The 15,754-nt window shown below is 49.3% G+C and carries 8 protein-coding genes; 4 read left to right on the forward strand and 4 right to left on the reverse strand.

The features are described from left to right. Positions 1-339 precede the first annotated feature (339 nt). Entirely contained in the window at positions 340-486 is a 147-nt protein-coding gene (locus FT643_RS17630; RefSeq protein ID WP_156872743.1) for a hypothetical protein, read from the reverse strand. A 304-nt stretch (positions 487-790) separates the two neighbouring features. Between FT643_RS17630 and FT643_RS17635 the strand changes: the two genes are divergently transcribed. Both FT643_RS17635 and FT643_RS17640 read left to right on the forward strand, forming a co-directional pair. Continuing rightward, positions 791-3,313 carry a putative glycoside hydrolase gene (locus tag FT643_RS17635; RefSeq protein WP_156872744.1) on the forward strand — a complete coding sequence of 841 codons (2,523 nt, stop codon included), beginning with the start codon at positions 791-793 and terminating at the stop codon, positions 3,311-3,313. Between the two features lie 159 nt (positions 3,314-3,472). Beyond that, positions 3,473-4,435, forward strand: a complete 963-nt coding sequence (locus FT643_RS17640; protein ID WP_156872745.1) for a sulfotransferase family protein — start codon at positions 3,473-3,475, stop codon at positions 4,433-4,435. Between the two features lie 21 nt (positions 4,436-4,456). Here the strand turns inward: FT643_RS17640 and epsG are convergent, their stop codons facing one another. Genes epsG through FT643_RS17655 form a run of 3 tightly spaced genes read right to left on the reverse strand, consistent with a single transcriptional unit; the run spans position 4,457 to position 7,429 of the window. Beyond that, a complete protein-coding gene (gene epsG / locus FT643_RS17645) occupies positions 4,457-5,365 on the reverse strand; it encodes a chain length determinant protein tyrosine kinase EpsG (protein WP_156872746.1) in 909 nt (302 codons plus the stop codon). A gap of 44 nt (positions 5,366-5,409) precedes the next feature. Next, the gene (locus FT643_RS17650) at positions 5,410-6,636 is read right to left on the reverse strand and encodes a GNVR domain-containing protein (RefSeq protein WP_156872747.1); all 1,227 of its coding nucleotides are present in this window, start codon (positions 6,634-6,636) and stop codon (positions 5,410-5,412) included. Between the two features lie 43 nt (positions 6,637-6,679). Next, the gene (locus tag FT643_RS17655) at positions 6,680-7,429 is read right to left on the reverse strand and encodes a polysaccharide biosynthesis/export family protein (RefSeq protein WP_198043653.1); all 750 of its coding nucleotides are present in this window, start codon (positions 7,427-7,429) and stop codon (positions 6,680-6,682) included. Positions 7,430-8,243: 814 nt separating this feature from the next. On the opposite strand from FT643_RS17655, the gene FT643_RS17660 reads away from it, so the two are divergent. Both FT643_RS17660 and FT643_RS17665 read left to right on the forward strand, forming a co-directional pair. Beyond that, positions 8,244-10,517: an Ig-like domain-containing protein gene (locus FT643_RS17660; protein WP_156872749.1), complete on the forward strand. Its 2,274-nt coding sequence runs from the start codon at positions 8,244-8,246 to the stop codon at positions 10,515-10,517. Positions 10,518-11,015: 498 nt separating this feature from the next. Beyond that, positions 11,016-15,713 (forward strand): Calx-beta domain-containing protein, encoded by a 4,698-nt coding sequence (locus FT643_RS17665; RefSeq protein WP_156872750.1) that lies wholly within the window; start codon positions 11,016-11,018, stop codon positions 15,711-15,713. Positions 15,714-15,754 lie beyond the last annotated feature (41 nt).

Raw genomic sequence — 15,754 nt, forward strand, 5'->3', positions numbered from 1 at the left:
ACGAGCCTGGAATGAAATAACTCCACGGCCAGATTTAGCTTACTATTTGTACTTTGTCGCGGGGCAAAGTCTGGTAATGGGTCGGCTTTCTGGCCGTTCTATACCACTTTTGCAACTTGAGTGCCCTGTCCATGTCAAATTGGGTACGCAAGTTTAGTACAATTTTCAACCACTATTTTTTAAGAGCTTCATCTTACATGAGACCTGGTTCACAACGTCGATACTAAAGTCGTTTTTAAAGGGGGCATCTATTGATTCATCGTTTCCCCGACATCTATTATTTTCAGTGATAGCTTCGGGTATTTTTGAATTTGCCCGAGTGCGACGTCAGTTGTGATTTCAATGGAAGGGTGACACCAAGAGTGTGTCATGCACTTCGGCCTTAACGATACTCGGGTATTTTCTGACTTCGCTATTCTCGATATTGAATGTTTCGGGAATATGGATGAAAAACGGATTTGCTGTGGGAGATTTCGTCACCGCCATCAATGGCTTTTTCCTTTTGATGGACGATTATGGTGAGTGATTTGGGTTTTCAGGTTTGGGTTTTACTGAATATCTGCGCTCATTCACGGTTTGCATTTTCTACACGGTGTAGTCTGTCAAAACTTTCAAGAGCAGTAATTTGAGTAGTTGAATTTTTAAGAACAACGCCTAGGCGGGCAGCTTTGAAATTTAGCTTCGCTGGGGGACGCTTCGGATATTGAAGTTCACGATGCCCGAATGATCAGAGGCAACGTATCGAGTCCACCTGAAAGAAAATTAATCGCTATATTTAGAGGTACATCTTATGTCTATACGCTTAGCAGTCGGCATCTGCATGGTGTTTTCGACTCTCGTATTAAACATACAGAATTCACAGGCAGCTCCTGCCTATATGAACGACGCCGATACCAGGCGGCCTTCATCCACTGCAAACTTCCCCAGTATTGAGGGACACAAATTTCCCCGGGTGATTATGGCTGAAACCCAGTCAATGGCCGGTAACCTCGAAAAGTTTGCTAAATACCAGGTTATTGCCACCGGTGGCGGCGTGCTTAACAAGATAGCAGCCGTGCAGCGCATGAACCCCAGTCTGCTTTATTTTCGTGCCATGATGCCCACGGAGTTCCTGGGATACAATCATTCTTATTGCTCACACAGTCATAGCCTTGCCTTTGAGAACACAGCGTCAGCCACCGCAGGGTGTAATGTTTATGCAGGTCACTGGCTTTATCAGGCGGGTACCACCCTACGCAAGGCGATAACTAATTCAGCGACCTCGATTCCGGTTGCCGACGCCAAGCGTTTCCAAGTAGGTGAGTATATTGTGATCTATAATGCGCCCGCCGGTTCGTTTAGGAACGCGGAGCACGCCAAGATTACCGGGCGTAACACTTCCAATAATACGCTGACTGTGCAGCGTGGTTTCAAATCTTCAAAAGTAAAACACGGAGCGGGTAGTATTGTTGCCCAGCACGTAACCGGACAGAGTGGCAGTAAACTCAACTGGTCTTACAATATCAGCACCAAATCTCCGAAAGACAGTAATGGCAGAACCTACGCCCAGGCCGCGCTCGCGTTTGTCAAAAACAACTACTCGAAAGACGCTACAGGAAACAAGACGTCTGCTAAGGTCTCGGGTTTTCTGTTCGATTCCGACTTTTACACTCTGTTTGATAATAAGAAAGCCGACGTCAATAACGATCTACGAACGGACGATGGCAGAGATTCAAGTGGTACAAATTGGTGGGGAATCGGGCTGGAGAATTTCTATAAGGGCATGCGCAATGCATTCCCTAACAAATACATCATCACCGGCCATCAGTTAGCGCGCTCTTTCAGTGCGACGAACGGAACGCAAATGGAAGGGTGGCCGCAATCCAACGGCTACCACAGCGTCGTTCCCCAGTACAAAACTCTAAGCTCCGAGTTCGCCAACTATCGTTACTACATGCACCATATCAATCGTGGGCCCGCTGCCAGTCATGTACTGACGAAGACGCCCACCGCTACTTATCGTGATTCTACTAGCGCCTCCACGAACAAGCCGTTCCGCTTCGCTCTGGGAATGGGGCTGTTGGAAGACGGTTATTTTGGTAGCCAGAACTCTCCCACTCACCCGGACGTTTGGTACGATGAGTTTTCTGTCATCACCGATAAAAGCTCCGCGAGCTACGGCAAAGCTGTAACGTCCAACCAGGCGTCTATTCGCAAAAACACAGGTTGGTTAGGCAAACCCCTGGGGAGTTATAAACGAATCTATAATAACGCCGCATTTTCGCCCTCGGCTTCATTAATAAAACCTGGCACGTTCGATAGCAATATTAACGGTTGGTCCGGCGTCAATGTGAAACTGAGCCGAAACACGGCGAATGCAAGAGATGGATCAGCTTCTCTTATGGTGGGAAAACACACCAGCTATCAAAAAGAACTTTATGGCGCCAAGGTTAAAGGGCCTGCTGCCAATCTAACGAAAAACACCTGGTATACCCTGGTATTTTCCGCTACCTCTAATGCGCCCCGTGAAATTAAGGCCAATGTCGGCGGCTACGGCGAGCGTTTCCTGGTAGGAAACACCTGGCGGCGTTACGTTATGTCCTTTCAGGCGCCAGCGAATGGCTCTAGCCGGATATCCTTTACAGTGGGGGATGAAAATACCAATGTGTGGTTGGATACCGTTTACCTCTTTAAGGGCAATGCGAACGTCTTTAGACGTGATTTCGAAAACGGTATTGTGGTCGTCAATGGGTCGAATTCCTCAACGACGGTCGATCTGGGCGGCACCTTCCAGCGTATAAAAGGCACACAGGACCCTGGTACCAATAATGGGAAAAGCCTGAAAAACCTGTCATTAAATGCCTGGGATGCCGGAATTCTGATTCGACCGAAGAAGGGTGGTTCAACAGCCAGCACGTCTCCAGCCACTTCTTTAGACACCGACGCTTGTGGTTCTCCCGCAATCAACTCTGGTTCTGATCAGGGGCTCTTCCTCTGGAAAGATTGTAACGCAGGCACCTGGCACTTTGTTGCGTCGGCAGGCGGGGATAGCAGCGGAAACAGCTTCACGGGTACCGTATCTTCCAGCGGAGGCTTCAACTTCATTGATCCGGTTGACTTCGAAAAGCACGATGTTTTGGATATGGCTTCCTCGAAGGTCGATTTCAAACTGAAGGTTTGGAATAAAGGCACTGACGGAATCGACATGGCATTACCTGGCGGTTCCAACACTTGCTTTAGGTTGAATGCTTCCTCCGGCCGCGCATACATCGGGCCTGATAAAGTGGAAGTATCATCGCCCATTAATCTGAATACCCTGAAGCAATGCAACTGATATAGTTCCAAAAGAAACAAAAAACGGCCCTTAATTGGGCCGTTTTTCGTTAACATCCAAGCCATGGAAATTGCTTGCCCGTTTGGGTATTCTAGCCGTCGAAATATCTGATCGAATGTCGAACTGAGTGCCCAGCGCCAATTTCACAGGATTTATATAATGACGGTTAAAGCCTTATACATCATGTCTTCCCCCCGTGGAGGCTCCACATTAGTCAGCCTCGTGCTTGGGCAGCATGCTAAAACTGTGAACCTGGGTGAGGTCTGCTTTATACCGAAATTACTCTCTCTGGATGAGATGTGCACCTGTGGACAGCAACTGAATCAATGCGGTGAGTGGGCGAAGGTTTTCACCCGGCTTGCCGCGGCGTCCGGTGTTGATATGAGAGCCAAGCCTTACGGTTTGCATCTTGACGATGCTATGAAGTGGAAAGACGGTAGTGGAAAAATAGACCACCAACGTCAAACTAAAGCTCGTGTTGCTATTGCGCGCTGGAGAGTTGCCGCCGATAGCGTAGGATTGGCGCTGCCCCCATTTCTGGGTGGTTCCTGGGTCACGCCGCCTTCTATTAAGGATGGCGTTAATAATACGATGAAGCTATACACCGCTGCGGCTGAAGAGTGGAATAGTGATTTGGTTGTTGACGCGTCAAAACTCCCCCGTAAAGCGGTTCATTTGTATCGAGCTTTCCCCGATGAGGTTCGTATATTGCACCTGACCCGGGATGGAAGAGGGGTTAGCGCGTCGAGGATGGGCCATATGCCCTTTGAGCGCGCCGCGGAGCGTTGGCATCACTATCACCAGTTAACCACTCAATTGTTGGGCAAATGGGTTGACCCGGCCCATCGTTTTTCCATGCAGTATGAAGCGTTCACCAGTGAGCCAGAAAAGTGGACCAGCCAGCTCTGCGAATGGCTGAATATCGAATACGATCCGAATATGTTGCAGTTCAGTAACGACAGTGTGTATCACTCCGCTGGGGGTAATCCAACTCGCTTTAAGCTTGCTGAAGAAGGGATTCGCCCTACCGATGACCAGTGGCGTTCACGTTTGACTGCTGACCACATCGCCCGCTTTGACGCGGTTGCCGGTCAGCTAAACCATCAACTTGGTTATCAATAGAATAAGAAAACGTGGATCCGCTCAGAAATCCGCAAGAACGGATCCAACCACCTCTGCATTTAATGATTGAAGCTTTTTGATCATCTTGGTAGCAGCGGAAAGCGGTGTTTTGTTTTTACGCATCACAAGTAGCGCATCAGAACATTGCGCCGCCACAAATTCCCAGCCACTGATATTGTTCATGGGCGAGGTATCGAACAGGACAACGCTGTAATCCTCCTGAACCTGCTCTACGATGTCGGCGAGTACTCTTCTTTCCAGTAGTTCGCCCGGATTGGGTGGAGGTGCTCCCGCAGGAAGCAGTGATAACCCGCGGAATAGCGGCACAGGTTTGATGACGGATTCGACAGAGCCTCGGCCAGCCAGAACGCTGGAGAGACCGATTTTGTTTTTAACGTTGAATAATTCGTGTTGACGCCCGTGCTGCAGATCGGCATCAACCAGCAGTGTGCGCTCTCCCATTTGAGACCAGATCACAGCCAGGTTTGCCGCGAGATAGCTGCTGCCACAACCGGCGTGGGGGCTCACGATCGCCAGCGTTTTTCTGCCTTCAGAAAACCATCTCAGGATCAGTTGGGAGCGCAAAGCCCTTAGTGCTTCTCCCTTTTTGGAAAAGGGGGAATGTGCCGCCACCAGCTCATCAGAAATCTCAGCGGAATTTTTATTTATATAAGGGTAATTGAATTGCGCGGCGAGCGACTCATCCAGCTCGTCCTGGGTCACCAAGCCGAGTTGGAGCGCAGCTTCACCAAAGCGTAGATCGTGTAATTGAGAATAGGTAAGAATTTCACTGATGCTGGAAGGCTTAATTTTGCCTTGTTCTACCAGAGTCAGACCGAGAGCTTTGATGTCCAGAGTATCTTCCCGCCTTGCTTGTAGGGTTTGACTATCATTAACCGTCAGTTTTCGTTCGAATTTGGAAAATTCCATGCTGCTATACTACCCTATCAACAACGTTCACACCGATGCTGGCACTAGATTTGTGCCAACACTTTGGTGCCTAAAAGCCCGTCTAAATCATCTTCAGTGCGGATTCTGCGATCGAAAAGCTCAGCCAGAAAGGCAAGTACAAAACTAATGACGCTGCCCAGGACGATTGCACTTATTACATTCAGTAGCAGATTCGGACTCGATGGCTTGGTCGGCGTAATCGCACGATTCAAAATCGCAATATTAGTCTGATTGAACTGGCTTTCCAGTTTGGTTACGTAATATCTCTTTTGCATTTCCTCATAGGCTTGGCGTTCCGTTTCCACTTCTCTGGCAAGCACGTCAAGTTGGTCTCGTTGCTGCTTTATCTGTAGGAATTTGAGTTTTTGTTCTTCTAGTGAGTCATGCAGTGATTGTTCCCGTTTGATGGCACCGATGTATTCCGGGTGATTTTCACCTAACTGACGGGATTTAACGTCATAGACTGTAGCCTGCGCCTCCAGATAATTCTTCGACAGCTCGTTGAGCCTGTTCGCTTCTGTATCCAGTCGCTCGTCGATCATGATTATCCCTTTATCCTGCTGATAATCGGTTAATCTTTTCTGGGCTTCTTCGCGCCGTTGACGAAACACTTTGGTCTGGTCGTCGAACCAGTGTGCGCTGCGTGCTGCGGGCTCAATACTCAACTCAAGATTAGTCTCAATGTACGCATCCACAAAGGCGTTCGCTATCCTTGCGGCGAGCACAGGGTCTTTGAAACTGAAGTTGATATTCACGACTCGGCTATCCCTGGATGGTTGTACATTCAGCCCTTCAATCAATTTATTTGCCAGAAGGTGCCGGGTCGAGCCACTGGTATTGTCGTCACCCGGGGTATTCAACTGCAGAATCTGACTTTCTGCGGGCTTCAGATCGTCTACGACAGTCACCGTATCACCCGGCTGCCAGGGTGATTTATCCACATCCAAGGTCATCAATTTGATAATTTGGTCTTCTACGGGCTTTAATTTGTCAACGACTTTTAGGGCGACACTCTGGCTGGAGATAATGTCGAGTTGGGTTGCAATGTAGCTGGAAACAAATTGAGCCGGCATCGTGCTTTGTTCAAACGGCGTTGAACCATCGAAATTCAATATCAATGAGGTATTGGCATCGAAGCGATTGGGTTGTAATTTCGTCAACACCACCGTGACCGAAACCGTCAGAACCAAGGTAAATAAAATCAGCACGAAACGTGCTTTAAAAACAGTCCACAAAATATTGATGTTCATTACAGCTAGAACCCTATAACTCGAGAAACCTACATATGCCTGATTAAAAGAAGCTTTCTTTTACGTAAACAACATCATCTTTAAGAACTTCATCGGTCGGATTCACATCCAGAGTCTTGATTTTTCCATTCACATTTCTCTGTATTTGAATGCCTTTTTCGCTACCGTGATCCGTTATGCCGCCGGCGACGGGCAATGCCTGCATAACTCGCATGCCTTGTTCGAGCCGGTAACGGCCTGGCTGTTGCACTTGTCCATAAATATAGAATACATCCATTTCGGGAATATAGACGACATCCCCTCCCTGGAGTTTATATTCCGCTGATTCCAGGGTGCCCTTGTTGACCATTTCGTAGAGATCGAAGTTGAATCTTTCGCGGTTTTTACCGTCCACCCGGGTCAGGATACCTTTATTGGAGGCTTCCGGCCTTAATCCCCCGGCAGCAGCGATCAAATGGACCAGCGTGCGCACGCCTTCAACAGAGGCACCCTGTAATACGTAGTTTCCGGGCTTTTCTACATGTCCCAGAATGGTGACAGTATTGTTTAACGTTTGAAATAGTTGTTCTACAAACAAATTGACTTGAGGGTTCTTCACGAATCCTTTGCTGGAAAGCTGGTGTTCAATCAGATCTTCCGCTGTGCCGACTGACAAGCCACCAATCACGACTTCACCGATCAGAGGGAAATTGATGCTGTTGTTTTCGGATATGCGGGTCACGGTGGTCAAGTCTGATTGCCCGTACACTGAAATCTTGACGACGTCACCGACACTTAACGATCTTGCATCCACGGCTGATGCCTGGAATGAGGTGAGTAGGGTCACGAAAAACATGAAAAACGGAACAAGCAAGATTTTGATGCGTGATGGTGAGTGAGTCATTTCGGTGTTTGGGCCTCATGTACTTAGCAGGTACTTTACCTGCGACATACAGTAGATTGAAGTTCTGGAATAAAAAAGTAAATGGTTTCTAAGTTACAAATGAAACAACCGCCGCTTTTCGTTCACCAGCCTCGACGACATGAGTAAAGACGCCTGCCATCGAAGAAACATCGCACTGAATGGTGAAGGTGAGTATTGCAATCAGGTCGGGAGGCTCTTGAAGGCGATGCGGCAGTTTAAATCCCACTTGCGGAGATTAAAGTGTCTCTGTTCACAATCGTAGCTTAGGCGAAATCTGGGCTTATCCTGGCTGTTTCTATTAGGCAACGCGGAGAGGCGTCAAAGTCCTAATCACAACGTTTAATTGTCCTATAGTCATGCCTGTTTCTACCCAATTTGCCTCGATTCCCCTTAGCGTATTCCCTTAGGTAAAGCCGGCTTTACCTAAGATCTTTTGATCTGAATTCACAGTATTTCGCTGTCCACCACCCCTGCAACAGCGTTGCAGCGGCCTAATTCGTTTATCCAAATCTGGTTAATTTTTGAGCTTGGCCACCTTATCACATCCGACTAGGGACGCGGATCACAGATAAGGAATTCGCTGTCAGCGAGCGGTTGGGCCGACCACTAAGCTCAAAATTAATACTACCCAAAGGCGGCCTGCCAGTCTAGCCGTAAGTATCTATAGACACCAGTTAATCAATACACTCAGAGATAGTGATTTATGAAGTATTATGAATCGAAGTACTGTTTATTTGCAGTCAAATTTATGTTGGCCATATGCGTTGGCTTGTTATCCGCATGTAACGGAGGCGGCAGCGAGGCCGCGGCTGATGCGGACATCAGTGAAAGTAGTGCCGTTCAAGCCAATGTGACCGCTAGCAACGTAACCCCGAACGCGCTTGCCCCGGTGCTGGAGCCGATTGCACCCACTGTTGCGCTGACATCCCCGGCAAACGGCACCCGCTTTGTTAATGGCGCGGATGTGACCATTGAAGCTGCTGCTACAGATAGTGACGGTAGCATTCGCAGAGTCGACTTTTATAGCAACGGAGTGTTGTTAGGGAGTGATAAGTCAGCCCCCTATACCCTGAGCTGGACCGGTTCCACCGGCATTCATGAAATCTACGCCGTTGCAGTCGACAGTGACAACCTTACCGAGCTGTCTGATGCACACAGCGTTACCGTTACACCTGCGACCGCGGCGGCACTCCGGTCGGCTCCTGCAGTGACGTTAACAGCCCCCGCTTATGGCTCCAGCTTTAAGGAAGGTTCGAATATCGCCATTAAAGCATCCGCCTCTGATCGAGATGGAAGCATCGCCAGAGTTGACTTTTACAGTAACGGAATCCTGTTAGGTAGCGACAAATCAGCCCCTTACACTTTTAACTGGGCAGGCACCAAAGGCAATTACGATTTATACGCCGTTGCCATTGATAATGACAATCTTTCCACAACTTCCGGGGTCCATAACACCACTATCCTTAAGGCCAATAGCGACAGTCTGGTCACCTATCCGGTCGCTCGTGATGTTAAGGACGCGTTCATGTCTTCCCGTTTCGCGGTTTACCTTACCCAGAATGGCTCGACCAGCAAGCCCCTCGTTTATGAAGAAATGAACTCCGCCGATCCAGGCTGGTCCGGAACGTTGGATTACATGCAAACAGCTAACCATTGGACCAGTTTCTCGCTTGAGGGCAGTGTGTTTATCCAAGCCCAGCGGCTTGACGGCAAGAACATCGAGACTTGTGTCGTTCGCCCACTCTCTCTGGGAATCGAAACAAAGGTGGTCGCGAACAAATGTAACTTCAAGCTGCCAAAACCGGCTCAGATTTCAGTAGAAATAGATGAAGACAATGAGATAACCCGAAATTTCGTCGACAGCGGAACGCTTACAAAGCATATCATCAAGCACCCGCTTTTCATTTTCGCCAACCCGTTGGAAGTTGATCCGCCCAAGGCGTCAGATCCGGGTGTGGTTTATTTCGGACCGGGCATACATAACATCGGCAAGGAATACAAAATACCGAACGGCACCGAGGTGTATCTGGCAGGGGGTGCGTATGTTATTGGTACTATGATCTCTGCTGAAAAGAACCCCAAGAATATCGTGATTCGCGGGCGCGGAATCCTGTCTGGTCACAGCTTAACTGAAACGGCCGCGGAACATGCAGCTTGGGGGAACCATGCAATCGACTTTTCAAAGGGCTCCAAAGGGTCAGGACTATTAATAGAAGGGATCACCATTACCAGTCCTTTACGTAGCTGTATCGTTAGTTACAGCAGCGCTGACATTCTGAATGTAAAACTCTTTAGCTGGAACCACCGCAACGACGGAATCGTGACCGGGAATAATTCGCGCATAGAAGACAACTTTATAAAGGTGATGGATGACAATATTAAGTTGTATTACAGCAACCAAACCATCAGCCGCAATGTGATCTGGCAGCAGACCAGCGGGGCGGTGTTCAAATTTGCCTGGAACCTGAGTGGCGTGGCGCAAAATAACCACATCAGTGATATTGATATTATCCACAGTGACGTGTTCAGTGATACCCCGGCCTGGGAGCCGGATCGCCCGGACATGCAGGGAACCAGCGCCATCTTCAGTGCCATGGGATTTCGGAGCGGTGCTGCCTTTCAGAACACTACGTTTGACGACATTCGCATTGAAGAAAAGCATCTGCTGCGCCTGATGAGCCTGCGCATGGTAACAACCCATGTCTTCCCAAGCGGAAAGGCCAGTGTTTGGGGCGACCCGGACACCGAAGCAAGCAAGCTTATTTACAATCTAAACTTTAATAATATTGCTCTTAGCGGAATTCCTTACAAACAGAGTACGCTGTATGGAAACGCGGGCGGTATCATCAAGAAGTTTGTCTTTTCCAACCTGACGATCAACGATAATGTGATCAAAAGCAAAGGCCAGTTCGCCAGTCAGCTGGACTCAACAGGTCTCCTCACTGCTGGCAAAGTATGGAACATCGTTTTCGAATAACGGTACCCAGAGCAAACAAGCGGGCGGCTATTTTTAGTCGCCCGTTTTTCGTTTCGGGTCCGGTTCTCCGCTGATATACCAGAGCATCCGGTTAATAAAAAAGGGAACTTGATTAGGTAAGTGGCCAATTTAAAGTGTAGCCGGCCGTACCTGCGCAGGTTCGTGTATCTTTTGTTTAATGTTTGTTATAAAACTCCGCCAGCTATTTTTTTTGACCCATCTTTACGATAATCTATCGGCCTTAGGGTTGATTCCCCGGAACAACCTTTGATTGTGATTTAGATTACTTCTCATTTGCTCATCCGGTGCCTGGAGAGTGGTAATCTTTTATTGGGTGACAGGCACCTCTAAAACATTGATCTGCGGTTCTTCGCATTGGGTGAGATCTGTTTCTAAGTGCCAGCATTGCTGCTCACAGCACTTCGCGTCTACTGAACGGTAGCCGTTGTGGTGTGTGCTCACAGGCGGAAAGAGGTAATCCAGACCGGTGTTGTTTTCATGAAAGTCCAAACTTATTTTTACCGGGTCGATACGTTATCGGGCTGGAATGTAGCGAAGAAACTCACGAGTGATGGTGAACTTAGTATGCCAAGGATATTCTCAGTAGTAGCGTGCGTTGCACTAATCTTTTCATGGACAACCGCAGTTCGGGCTGTGGAATTTACCGAAATCAGCCCCTCGGTGTCTGGTTTGAACTACGTTGGTGAAAGCTGGGGTGCCTCCTGGGGAGATTTCAACGGGGACGGCTATCCGGATATTTATTCAAGTAACCATCGGGCTCGCCCCAGTATCTGGCGTAACAACGGCGATGGTACCTTTACTGACATCGTTATCCAGTTCGATAAATCCCGCACCTGGCTCGATTTTCCTTTTACCGATACGCATGGCGGCGCTTGGGGCGATTTCGACAACAACGGTACTCAGGATCTGCTGGTACTGACCGGGGTGAATTTCCCGGCCGCGCTGTTTGTTAATGACGGTGCCGGTGTCACCACGGATGAAACTGCAGCGCGCAGCTTCCCCGATGATAAAGAAGGCCGCACCGCGACCTGGTTTGACTACGACAACGATGGCCTGCTCGATGTGGTTATCAATAATCGCGCACCCAACCTATTTTTGCGTCAATCGGCGGGCAGTTTTAGCGATATCACTCCGTCAGTCGGCTTGCAAAGCTTCCGAACTAACTATGGCATTCTTTCTGATCTGGACCAGGACGACAGTATGGAACTGTTCGCGATCGGCGACGGCGACTTTCCAGAAAAAGTTTATAAGACCGATACCGTTCCCTTTTTTGATATTACAGAAAGCCTGCCTTTCAGCGGATTGGTGGTCGACGCCGCGATTGCCGATTTTAATAACGATCTAATGCCCGACATCTTGCTGGTAAGAGGTAACCTCAGACCAAACCAAACCCTGAAGGTGGTGGATGGTGATGTTGGTGAGCCTGATATCATCGAAGCCTGGCTTGCAGGCGGAGAAATCAGTGGCGAAAGAGGCCTCGAGTTCCAGGCTTCTGGTCCGATTACCGTGACGGTCGACACGCAACTTGGATTACCCAAATTCTTTATCGGCTCGGGCGGCTATCGCCCAACAGCGAAGACCTTTACGCTTGATCCTGCTGTCGCTGCAGACCAGGGTATATCGTTTCACGATGAAAACCTTGATCAGGGTTTTTACATGGGCTACGACACGGCCTCCGGTAGCTGGAAACTTTGGCTTTCTCCCGCGTCGTCAAGCACCCGTGCCTATATCATCATCGAAGGCGTGGACATGACCGATCCGGTCGCCATGAACCTGACTACCGGTGATTACGATATTGCCCCCAAACTGTTTTTGAACGTTGGCGGTGGCGGATTCACGGATACCAGTGGCATTGGCCTTAGCACCCCAGTTTCCTGTGTTGCGACAACGGTAGGGGATTTCGATAACGATATGGATCTTGATATCTATATGGTTTGTCGCAACGGAATCGAGAATATCAGCAACAAATTTTATATGAATCTGGGTGACGGCTCGTTTGTAGACGTGAGCGGATACGGTGCGGAAGGTGCGATCGGGGCGGGCTTACCCAGTGGCGCCGGTGTCGGTGAAAACGTGATTGCCGCGGATTACGATGTTGATGGCTGGCTCGACCTTTATGTACTGAACGGTTTGCTTATGAACCCGATTCGGGTCGGTGGTCCGGACCAGCTGTTCCGCAACACCTCGTTTAATACCAGTACCAATCGCTGGATTGAGCTTGATCTTCAGGGGACCATCTCAAATAGGGATGCAATAGGATCCAAAGTGATTGTTACCGCCGGTGGGGTATCCCAGTTGCGTGAGCAAGGCGGGCATTTCCATCGCTGGTCGCAGAACCATAGCCGTCTGCACATTGGCTTGGGACAAAATGATCTGGCCAATATCGAGGTGCGCTGGCCAAACGGAGAAATCGATGTTTTCACCGATGTGTCTGCAAATAATCTCTATAAAATTACCCAGGGTGTCATGGGTAATCAAACCGGTACTATCAGCGATGTGACCGTCACTGACGGTGCGACTGATTTTCCAGCTCCTGAAGCGGGTGACGAGTGCGGTGTTCCGCCGGATGAGCAACCAGAAAATTTCCCTTTCGCTTTCGACTCTGCACAGGATAGAGGATTGTTTATCTGGAAGGATTGCTCCGGCACCGGTGAGTGGTATGTTCGGGCCACGGGCGGTGGTGGCAACGGTATGGAGTATCTGGGACAGGTCATCACTAATAGTGACTTCACTAATGTGGTCGGCTATGGACTAGAAGGCAACGATACGCTTAACCACACGGCGGCGGGCACAATCGATTTCTTTATGAAAATGTCCAATTCCGGTATCGATGGGTTTGATTTCACCCTAACGGGCAGTGCTGGCGCGTGCCTGGACATGTTTACATTGCCTGAAGGCGCTCAGGTGTTCTTAGGGGGCGGGCATATCCCGGTATCGACACCTTTCAATCTAAACACGTTTGAATCTTGCGCCAATATCACGGCTGAAGACACTACCGTCAATGAAGATGATGGTACCGTTTCGCTCACCGTCGGGCTTTCCCGTGCTGCTGCTTCAACGATCACAGTGGATTATGCCTTTGTGGATGACACGGCCTTTCTGGGTAGTGATTACACGGCTGAAGCGTCGGCCGGCTCCCTGACGTTTAATCCCGGTGAGCTGAGTAAAACGCTAACCTTCACCTTGGTTCAAGATGCGGAGTTCGAGCAGACCGAACATTTTCTGCTGACACTGTCCAACGCCAGCGGTGGTTTTATTCTCGATGACCAGGCGCAGATAACCATCGAAGACGATGATTCCTGTATCGAATGTGGTGCACCGACTTACGATAAAACGACCGAGAAAGCCATTCTTCTGTGGAAAGATTTTGATACCGGTTCCTGGCATATTAAAGCCACTGCAGGGGGTGATCCCGCTGGTGTTATTTATGGCGGGTCGGTAGGATCGACTCGGCCCTTTGTTCAGGTGCTGGAAGACGGAATTGAGCCCAGTGATACGCTCGATTACACAACCAGCCCGGACAACATCGATTATGTTCTTAAGATTTATAACAACGGTGAAGACGGCTTTGTGTTTACTCCGGATGAGACGGCCATAACCTGTTTCAGCCCGACTCAACCAGCAGGCATTCCGGTGCTGGTCGGACAATCCAAAACCGCCAAATTCGGCGCATTTAATCTCAACACGTTTGGTTCCTGCCTTGAATTGTCGGTAACCAATGTGACCGTGAGCGAGGCAGCGGGCGTTGCGACGTTTACGGTTGAGTTGTCTGAAGCGAGCACCGACGTTGTGACCGTAGACGTTTCCACCCAGGCGGGAACAGCCACCGCAGGGGTGGACTACGAAGAAATCAGTGTAGCGCAAACCCTGACGTTTAACCCCGGTGAAATTTCGAAAACGGTGGATGTGGTTATCACGCAAGACAGCTTGGGCGAGGGTGATGAGTCGTTTACGCTTAATTTAAACAATCCGGTCAGTGCCACCTTGGCGACATTATCGGCCACAGCGACGATAATCGATGACGAACTCAATGCGTGCGGTGCGCCTGTGTACGATCCATCTGTTGAAAAAGCCCTGTTTGTATGGAGGGATTGTGATACGGGTGAGTGGTATGTGCGGGCATCAGCAGGTGGAGATCCTGCCGGCGTCTTTTATGAGGGGCAATTTACCTCGGACGATGGTTTTACCGGTCTCTCCGGCTACAGTCTGGAACCCAGTGATACTTTGGATAACACCACGGATCCGACCGTCATTGAATACGTGTTAAAAATATGGAACAACGGCGACGACGGATTCCAGTTCAAACCGGTTACTGAAGCGGGCAGTTGCATGAATCTGGAATCGCCTTCTGGCATTCCGATTCTAGCAGGATCCGAGAAAGAACCGATTAGTTCACCATTCGATTTGGGCAGCCTGGCCACGTGCACCAACATCGCGGTCGATGTCTCGATTAACGATATTGAAGTGAACGAGGCGGATGCCAGCGCCGAATTCACAGTGAGCCTGTCCGCTGCGAGTGGAGCGGTGGTAACGGTGGATTACGTAACCCAGTCAGGTAGTGCTACTGCCGATGAAGATTTCACCGCAGTAACAACACCCACTACTATTACGTTTAACCCGGGTGTGACCAGTCAGCAGATATCGATACCGATTCTGGAAGATAATTTATCGGAAAGTGAAGAAACCTTTGACGTCGTATTGAGTAATGCGAACAATGCTACCCTGGATAAGCCCAGTGGTAGGGCGACTATTCTGGACAATGAAATCAGTCCTTGTGGTATGCCGTCATTCGATTCAGCAAACGACCAGAACATATATTTGTGGAAGGATTGCGGAACGGATAACTGGCACTTATCTGCCACCGCGGGTGGTTCTGCCTCGCAACTTATTTATTTCGGCGAATTTATGTCAAGCGCGGCGATTACCGGTGTGGTTGAAAACAGTATCGAAGTAAATGACACCGTTGACGGTGATGCTGATCCGGCCATACTCAACTTTTTACTGAAAATGAAGACCACCGGGTACGATGGATTTGATTTTACAACAGCGCCCGGTTCGACAACGTGTTTAACTGTTGATCCTTCATCGCCGGGGGCGGGCAGTGTGGTGGTGGGTGCTGCGCAAACCTTGCTGACAACGCCGATAGATCTAGCGACTTTGGCAGCTTGCCAATAGAGTAACTGAGAGGGAACGGCGACGTGTTGTCCGTTTCTTGT

The organism is Ketobacter sp. MCCC 1A13808 (assembly GCF_009746715.1).
Classification (GTDB): domain Bacteria; phylum Pseudomonadota; class Gammaproteobacteria; order Pseudomonadales; family Ketobacteraceae; genus Ketobacter.

What these genes read in the sequence shown, in the direction of transcription:
- epsG (WP_156872746.1), bottom strand. Translation starts at nt 5,365, where the DNA reads ATGGAATTTTCCAAATTCGAACGAAAACTGACGGTTAATGATAGTCAA.
- FT643_RS17660 (WP_156872749.1), top strand. Translation starts at nt 8,244, where the DNA reads ATGAAGTATTATGAATCGAAGTACTGTTTATTTGCAGTCAAATTTATG.
- FT643_RS17665 (WP_156872750.1), top strand. Translation starts at nt 11,016, where the DNA reads ATGAAAGTCCAAACTTATTTTTACCGGGTCGATACGTTATCGGGCTGG.
- FT643_RS17630 (WP_156872743.1), bottom strand. Translation starts at nt 486, where the DNA reads ATGGCGGTGACGAAATCTCCCACAGCAAATCCGTTTTTCATCCATATT.
- FT643_RS17640 (WP_156872745.1), top strand. Translation starts at nt 3,473, where the DNA reads ATGACGGTTAAAGCCTTATACATCATGTCTTCCCCCCGTGGAGGCTCC.
- FT643_RS17635 (WP_156872744.1), top strand. Translation starts at nt 791, where the DNA reads ATGTCTATACGCTTAGCAGTCGGCATCTGCATGGTGTTTTCGACTCTC.
- FT643_RS17650 (WP_156872747.1), bottom strand. Translation starts at nt 6,636, where the DNA reads ATGAACATCAATATTTTGTGGACTGTTTTTAAAGCACGTTTCGTGCTG.